The organism is Geobacillus sp. WSUCF-018B, from assembly GCF_002809985.1.
GTDB classification, from domain to species: Bacteria; Bacillota; Bacilli; order Bacillales; family Anoxybacillaceae; genus Geobacillus; species Geobacillus thermophilus.
Window position 1 is genome coordinate 1 of the sequence record NZ_PIJF01000002.1, and the last position, 7,232, is coordinate 7,232.

General features: G+C 56.5%; 9 protein-coding genes. All 9 read right to left on the minus strand.

Annotated features, from left to right (window positions below; translation table 11 throughout):
* Window positions 1-112 precede the first annotated feature (112 nt).
* Window positions 113-319 carry a DUF2905 domain-containing protein gene (locus CV944_RS00970; protein ID WP_011232066.1) on the minus strand — a complete coding sequence of 69 codons (207 nt, stop codon included), beginning with the start codon at window positions 317-319 and terminating at the stop codon, window positions 113-115.
* On the minus strand, window positions 316-1,317 hold the full coding sequence (gene ruvB / locus CV944_RS00975; RefSeq protein ID WP_033011976.1) for a Holliday junction branch migration DNA helicase RuvB: 1,002 nt from the start codon (window positions 1,315-1,317) through the stop codon (window positions 316-318). The genes CV944_RS00970 and ruvB overlap by 4 nt, the downstream gene beginning before the upstream one ends.
* A gap of 33 nt (window positions 1,318-1,350) precedes the next feature.
* Complete coding sequence (ruvA, locus tag CV944_RS00980) at window positions 1,351-1,935, minus strand: Holliday junction branch migration protein RuvA (protein ID WP_033014800.1); 585 nt, start codon at window positions 1,933-1,935, stop codon at window positions 1,351-1,353.
* A 104-nt stretch (window positions 1,936-2,039) separates the two neighbouring features.
* The gene (locus CV944_RS00985) at window positions 2,040-2,516 is read right to left on the minus strand and encodes an intercompartmental signaling factor BofC (protein ID WP_033011975.1); all 477 of its coding nucleotides are present in this window, start codon (window positions 2,514-2,516) and stop codon (window positions 2,040-2,042) included.
* Window positions 2,517-2,713: 197 nt separating this feature from the next.
* On the minus strand, window positions 2,714-3,454 hold the full coding sequence (locus CV944_RS00990; RefSeq protein ID WP_047818795.1) for a YebC/PmpR family DNA-binding transcriptional regulator: 741 nt from the start codon (window positions 3,452-3,454) through the stop codon (window positions 2,714-2,716).
* Between the two features lie 139 nt (window positions 3,455-3,593).
* Window positions 3,594-4,328, minus strand: a complete 735-nt coding sequence (locus tag CV944_RS00995; RefSeq protein ID WP_044744802.1) for a YhcN/YlaJ family sporulation lipoprotein — start codon at window positions 4,326-4,328, stop codon at window positions 3,594-3,596.
* Between the two features lie 115 nt (window positions 4,329-4,443).
* Entirely contained in the window at window positions 4,444-5,184 is a 741-nt protein-coding gene (gene nadE / locus CV944_RS01000) for an NAD(+) synthase (RefSeq protein WP_100663745.1), read from the minus strand.
* A 34-nt stretch (window positions 5,185-5,218) separates the two neighbouring features.
* Window positions 5,219-6,163 (minus strand): phosphotransferase, encoded by a 945-nt coding sequence (locus CV944_RS01005; RefSeq protein ID WP_100659845.1) that lies wholly within the window; start codon window positions 6,161-6,163, stop codon window positions 5,219-5,221.
* On the minus strand, window positions 6,147-7,232 hold a 1,086-nt coding region (locus CV944_RS01010; RefSeq protein ID WP_158236212.1), incomplete at its 5' end, for a peptigoglycan-binding protein LysM. The genes CV944_RS01010 and CV944_RS01005, both read right to left, overlap by 17 nt.

The window sequence follows — 7,232 nt, forward strand, 5'->3', positions numbered from 1 at the left end:
TGCAACCCCAAGTCAAGGAAGGAGGACGAAGTCCGTTTGCACTTCTGGGGAGTTGCAAGCCCCCACTTCAAGCGTTAGCTAAGTGGGGGTAGTTGACGCAGTTCTCCTTCCTTCAGCGAAATCGTCCGAGCACGTAAAAAATCAACGATAACACAACGCTCAGCAAGATGGATGTCACAACGGGAAAATAAAACGTCATATTCCCTTTGCGGATGACGATATCCCCCGGCAGGCGGCCGAGTTTGACAAACTGCATGACAAACCCGACCATGATGAGCACAACGCCAATCGTCATGATCAGCTTCGGCAGGCTGTTCACCGCTTCGGAACCTCCATTTCGAAATGGGCATACGCCGCCGGCGTTGCGACACGCCCGCGCGGCGTCCGCTGCAGCAAACCGATTTGCAGCAAATACGGCTCATACACTTCTTCAATCGTCTGCGCCTCTTCCCCGATCACCGCCGCCATCGTTTCAAGCCCGACCGGGCCGCCGGCGAACTTCTCAATGATCGCTAAAAGCAGCTTATGGTCAATGTGATCAAGCCCGAGCCGGTCGACCTGCAGCCGCTCGAGCGCCTCGACAGCGAGCGGCAGGGTAATTTCACCGTCCCCGCGCACTTGGGCAAAATCGCGAACGCGGCGGAGCAGCCGATTGGCGATGCGCGGGGTGCCGCGCGCCCGGCGCGCGATCTCGGAAGCGGCTTCGCTGCTAATGATAATACGTAAAATCGCGGCCGCCCGTTCAACAATGTGGGCAAGCTCATCGACTCGGTAATATTCAAGACGGCTGATGACGCCAAACCGGTCGCGAAGCGGCGCCGACAGCGCCCCGGCTCTCGTGGTCGCCCCGACGAGCGTAAACGGCGGCAAGTCAAGGCGAAGCGAGCGCGCTTCCGTTCCTTTGCCGATCATAATATCCAGGCAATAATCCTCCATCGCCGGATAGAGCACTTCTTCAACCGTCCGCGGCAACCGGTGGATTTCGTCAATAAACAGCACATCGCCAGGCTCAAGAGAGGTCAAAAGCGCCGCCAAATCGCCGGGCCGCTCGAGCGCGGGGCCGGACGTCGTCCGCAGCCTGACCCCCATTTCATTCGCAATCACAGCGGCCAGCGTCGTTTTCCCAAGCCCCGGCGGACCATACAGCAGCACATGGTCAAGCGTCTCCTCGCGCAGCTTGGCCGCTTCAATGAACACCCGCAAGTTTTCTTTCACTTTATCTTGCCCGATATACTCATGCAAATATTGCGGACGCAAACTCGGTTCCAATGCCGCCTCGCCGCCTAGGGCAGCGCTGGATACGATCCGGTCATCCACCGCCATCCCTCCCTTCTCGGTTTCCTCCTTTCCTTACTTGAGCAAGAGCGCCAACGCCCGCTTCACATATTGCTCCGTCGACATCGCTTCACTGCGGAGCGCCGGAATGATTTTTTCAATTTCCCGCTCGGCGTAACCGAGCGCCTTGAGCGCAGCGACCGCCTCAGCCAGCTCTCCGGAAAGCGGGGCGGCCGAACGTGCAGCCGCCGGCGCCGCAAGCGCTCCGAGCTTCCCTTTTAAATCCAAAATCATTTGCCGAGCCGTCTTTTTGCCTACGCCTGGAAACTTGCATAAAAACGCCTCGTTTTCTTCCTCGATGGCCCGCGCCAGTTCATCAGGACGCCCGGCCGCCAAAATGGCAAGACCCCCTTTTGGACCGATGCCGGACACTTGAAGCAGCTTTGTGAACAAGTTGCGCTCTTCGCGCGTGGAAAACCCGTATAAAGCGTGCACATCTTCGCGCACATATTCGTATGTATACACCGTCACCACCGCCTCGCGGCTCTCGCGAAAGGCAAACGGATTCGGCGTAAAAATTTCGTAGCCGATGCCATGATGGTCAATGACGATATATTCCGGGCAGACGTAGTCGACGTACCCGCGGATAAACTCGATCAATGGAACGCTCCTCCCCTTTTCTCGTCCTTTCATTGTATCATATGATTTCATTATAGCAAAAAGAAATCCCGTGATGCGCATCGCACCACGGGCTTGTCGCCGCTTTACTGGACAACCGCAAAATGGCGGTACATTTCAATCACTTGTTCGTATTGTTCTTTCGAGAGGACGCGAATTCCTTGCTTTAATTTTTGCTGCTGGCGGCTTTCGAGCTTTTGCACGTCAATTTGGAAAAACGACTGGATAATTTCGCTCGATCGGCCCGGTTTGCCGTTAAAAATGGACAACGTGCCATCGTCTGTAATCCCGAAATAGCCGTTCGTTTTCAACAGCGGCGAAATGTCGTTGACCGTTTTGCGAAAGACGATCGTTCGGTCATCAAGATTGATAAGCTGCCAATCGCGGTACTTCTTCCATATTTCCGTCAATGAATCGACCGTTTCCGTGACTTTCTCCTCGCTCATCTCTCCGTCTAAGTAATGCTGCTGCAACACAATGGTCATCTTGACCGGCGCAGCCGACACCCCATGGACCGGCAGCACGGCGGCAACAGCCAACAGAAGGGTGGAAAGAATTCGCATCATCCCGTTCCTCTCTTCCAGCATGGTGATTCCCTTACGCTCTTAGTTTCACCGTTGCTCTCCATTTTATTCCTATTCTGCTTAGCTTTTTTGCAAAGCGAGTTGCCGCCGATCGACAAAATTCCACCTCTTTTGGATAGACCATATACGGCGGACGGACGTACACCCCTTTTTCAAGCAACAATTGGCGGGCGCTGTCATTCGTCAAGCACCGATTCGTCCAGGTTATGGTATACCTCCTGAACGTCGTCATCATCTTCAAGAGTGTCGATCAACTTCAACATTTTTTTCAAATCATCGCCTTCGAGCGTCGTATACGTTTGCGGAATCATCGTGATCTCTGCGCTTGCAAACGTCAGCCCATGCTGTTCCAGCTGCTCCTTCACCGATTCAAACGACTCGGGCGCTGTATAAATTTCAAACGACTCATCGGTCGTTTCCATCTCCTCAGCACCGGCTTCGATCGCCAACAGCAGCAGCTCATCCTCGTCGATATCGTGCTGCTCGCGATCGACGATCAGCAGCCCTTTACGCTCAAACAAGTAGGAGACGCACCCCGTTTCCCCTAAGTTGCCGCCGTTTTTCGAAAAAGCGGCGCGTACGTTTGCGGCGGTGCGGTTTTTATTGTCGGTCAGGCAAACGACCATGACGGCGACGCCGCCCGGTCCGTATCCTTCGTAGCGAATTTCTTCATAGTTCGTTTGTTCTTGGTTTCCAGTTGCTTTTTTAATGGCCCGTTCAATATTATCGTTCGGCATGTTGGCTGCTCTTGCCTTCTCAATGACAAGACGCAAGCCGGGATTGGCCGCTGGATCTCCCCCGCCCATTTTCGCGGCAACGTAAATTTCTTTGGCCAGTTTCATAAACAGCTTGCCGCGCTTCGCATCTTGGGCGTTTTTTCGCCGTTGGATATTTTTCCATTTCGAATGTCCAGCCATCGGTCTTTCTCCTCTCATCGCAACGGAATGTTCCGAATACTACTATAACAAAAAACGCCGCAAATGTCAGCCGGAGCCGTCCATCAGGACACAAAAGGAGGCTGGCCCGAGACGCGGGTTCGGGTCAGCCCCTGCTTGGCTAGCGGGTGTTTCTCGGCCGCTCTTGAATCGTGTCATGATCGATGAAAATGGTGCGCAAATCGCGGCGGATTTCGTCCATGTTGATCGGCCCGCCTTGGCGAATGGTGTTGTCAATCGTGCGGACGCGGTGGTACATGCTCGAATTGGATGTAACGCGCACCCGTTTGCCCTTGGCGTACGGAGCAACTGCTTTGGCGACGCGCTGCTCGAGCCGCTCCGGATGGCGGGCATCGGTCGCAATAGCGATGAGCGCTTGGTCGCCGTATACGACGGCGCGCGCATCATCGACTCCACCGACTGCAGCGGCGCGGCGCGAAAGCTCCTCGGCCAGGCCGCCGTCATAACTCCGGTAATATGATGGATGTGGGTCGACGCTCAACGAATTTAAATGTCCGTGATAGTTGTAATCGCCGTCGCCAAAATCGACATCACCTGGAAGAGCCGGAACATCCGTATCAAACCGGGTCGCCGCCGGTCCGCCGAAGCGGCCTTCGTCCGCCAAATAATCAGTCGCCGGTCCGCGGCGCGCCCATATATAGTTGTTGTCGTAGTTGAGCGCGTTCGTCCCATAGCGGCCGTAACGGAAATCGTCGTTTCGTTCCGTCGAATAGTAGCCGATCGGCCTTGTCGCGTTGTTATAATGCTGAGCTCCCTCATTGGCCCCGTAATTGGCGCACGAAGCGAGCAAGCCGGCAGCCGACAGCACCCCAATCCATTTGACCGCTTGTCTCAATGGAAAACCCCCCTTGGTTTCCTTCGCCCACGGCTGGCCGAAAGCCAGCCTTACGTTTAGATTGCGGAAAACAAAGGGGGTTTATCGCTGTCAGTTCGCACCAATGAGGCAACAGCTAAAACTTCGGCGGCGCGATGGCCAGCTGCCGTTTATGATGCGAGCGTTCGTGCAGTTTTTCAATAATGTTCCGGTCCCGTTCCGGAATGTCTTCTCCTTTCAAGTATTTATCAATCATTTCGTATGTCGTGCCCATCTCGCTTTCATCCGTCTGCCCTTCCCACAGTCCGGCGCTTGGAGCTTTCTTGATAATTTCTTCCGGGACGCCGAGCAGACGGCCCATTTCGCGCACCTCGCCTTTTGTAAAGTGAATGAGCGGCACTAAGTCCACTCCGCCGTCGCCGTATTTCGTAAAGTAGCCGGTATGCCATTCGGCGGCGTTGTCCGTTCCGACGACGAGATAGCCGTAATTGTTGGCGACCGCATACAACGTCGTCATGCGCAAACGCGCCCTTGTATTCGCATCGCCGAGGCGCGCGCGCTCTTCGCTCCATTCCCCGATGGCTTTCAGCTCGGCCTCGACCGCGCCAAACAACGTCCGGTGCGCCTCGGTCAAATCGATGACCAAATGCCGGATGCCGCAGCTTTTCACCACTTTCAGCGCATCTTCCATATCTTTCGGATTGCTTTTGCAAGGCATGATCAGCCCCAGCGAATCGTCCGGAAAGGCACGCTTAATCAAATGGGCGACAACCGCCGAGTCGATGCCGCCGCTGATGCCGACGACCGCCCCGTTTAAACCGGCTGATGAGACTTGGTCACGCAACCATTGCACGATTTTGTCAATTTTTTCTTGCATCCGCCCTCGACTCCTTTTCCAAAGATTCCATTTCTCATTGTAGCATAGCATAAAGGCTGCGGACAAACCGTTCTCTCCGCTTGCGGTCAAACACAAGAAGGCGGCGGCGCGCTGCCGCCTGACGCCACTCGCGAAACACATCAGCCGGAAATAAGAGCGCATGCAAAAACCAGCGTTTTTCCAACCAACGGCGAAGCGGAGCGAAACGGGCGAGTGTTGAATATGACCAACCGATATACGGCAAGAGGCGATTGGCGTATTGGCAATAGTCAATCCCGGGCGAGGCAAGAGCGGCCGCGTCATAGTCGATGAGGTACATCTGGCCGGTTGTGGTGCGCAAAAAATTATGGGAGGCGACATCACCATGAATGATGGCAGCAGAATCCGCCGTCAACTCTGGAGCATGCTCGCGACACGTTGATAGACAGTAATCCGCCCAGCGCAGCGTAAATAAAATGTCTTCTTTGTCCATGATCGTTTCAACAACAGGCAAATGTCGGCAAAACTCCTCATAGCGGCGCCGCCATTTGTCATACAGCTGCGCACGCGGCAGCCCCATCGCCTCCTGCTTGCTGCTGGCGATGTTTGCCGTTATGGTATGGTAACGTTCGAGCAAATGAAGTCCGTCAGCGGCGTCAGCCCAAGCGGCAAACGAGATTGGACGCGCTCCGGCTACATATTCCGTCAGCAGCCAATAGCATCCGCCGGCTTCAACCACTCCTCCGCGCCCGATCGGCATAGGGGCCGGCGCGGCGGAAAAACCGGTCTTCCTTAATGCGGCAAGAAGCCAGGCGTGCCGCGCGGCCGCAACAGGAAAGCGATACGCTTTGGCGACAAACATTCCTTGCCGGGCGGCAATGGCGAAGACATGCGGTTTCAATGCCACAACTTGTTGAATAACAAGCCGATATTGGCGGTCAAGAAGAAAAAAGAGACGGCCGACGGCGTCTCTTTCGATTGGATTATTGTTCTTCACCATGTTCGCTCTCCTCATCCGGCGGCCCGGCAAACAGGCGCGGGCTGGCGGCCGGCGGAGCAGGCGAAGGCGCATACCCAGGCGGGCTTGTCGGGTAGACGACGCCCGGCCACGGAAGCGGCGCCGCCTGTTGTGGGGCATACCCGTATGGAGCCGGCGGCACGTACATGCCAGGCGGTGCATACCCCCCATAGTGCGGAACCGGCGAATATACAGGCATATAGGCAACTGGCGGATACCCAGCCGGAGGCGCATACACCCCGGGCGGCGCGTATCCCGGCGAAGCGAAAGCGGCTCCCGCTGGCGGCGCCGGCGGGATGGCAGCCCCATGTCCACCCGGCCCAAGAAGCGGTGGGGACTCCGCCGATTCACTGCTGCTTTCACTGATGCCTGGATAAGGTGCTGCGCCGCTTTCTGGGCTTTCCCCGGCCGGCGGATTGGGCAACGGAGAATACGGCGGCATCGCTGGCAACGGCGGCACATAAAACCCTGGCCCCGGCAAAATCGGCGTCACCGGCACACATCCTTGATCACTGCCAAACGCCGGCGCTGGCGGCGGCGCGACCGGAACGTATGGAATGTTCGGAAGCGGCGGCGCTTCATCACTTTCCGATTCCATCTGCTCCCCTTTCAGTTTATCCGGGCTTTCTCCTGTTTCCTCTTTCATAATGCCAGGTAAAATATTGCTCGGCTTCGGCGGAATCGGCGGCAGATTCGACAACGATTTGGCAAATGAAACGTGAGAGGACGCAGCGGCCGGCGGGATCGTATGCACAAACGGCGGTTCGACAGTCGGCGTTTTCGCTCCCTCGGCGTTCGCGGCATTTGGCGCCCCATTGACCGGCACATTCGGTGTTTCATTTACTGGTGCGTTTGGTGTTTCGTTGACAGGTACTTTCAGCTCCTCTTTCCCCGCCGCTTTCGGTGTTTCGCTGACTGGCGCCTTCCCCGCCGCTTTCGGCGCTTCGYTGRCCGGCGCCTTCGGTGCTTCCTTCCCCGCCGCTTTCGGCGCTTCGYTGRCCGGCGCCTTCGGTGCTTCCTTCCCCGCCGCTTTCGGCGCTTCGTTGGCCGG

Bases quoted from the DNA above. Each gene is read 5' to 3' on its own strand.
- CV944_RS00985 (WP_033011975.1), bottom strand. From the start codon at position 2,516: ATGCGAATTCTTTCCACCCTTCTGTTGGCTGTTGCCGCCGTGCTGCCG.
- CV944_RS00990 (WP_047818795.1), bottom strand. From the start codon at position 3,454: ATGGCTGGACATTCGAAATGGAAAAATATCCAACGGCGAAAAAACGCC.
- nadE (WP_100663745.1), bottom strand. From the start codon at position 5,184: ATGCAAGAAAAAATTGACAAAATCGTGCAATGGTTGCGTGACCAAGTC.
- CV944_RS01005 (WP_100659845.1), bottom strand. From the start codon at position 6,163: ATGGTGAAGAACAATAATCCAATCGAAAGAGACGCCGTCGGCCGTCTC.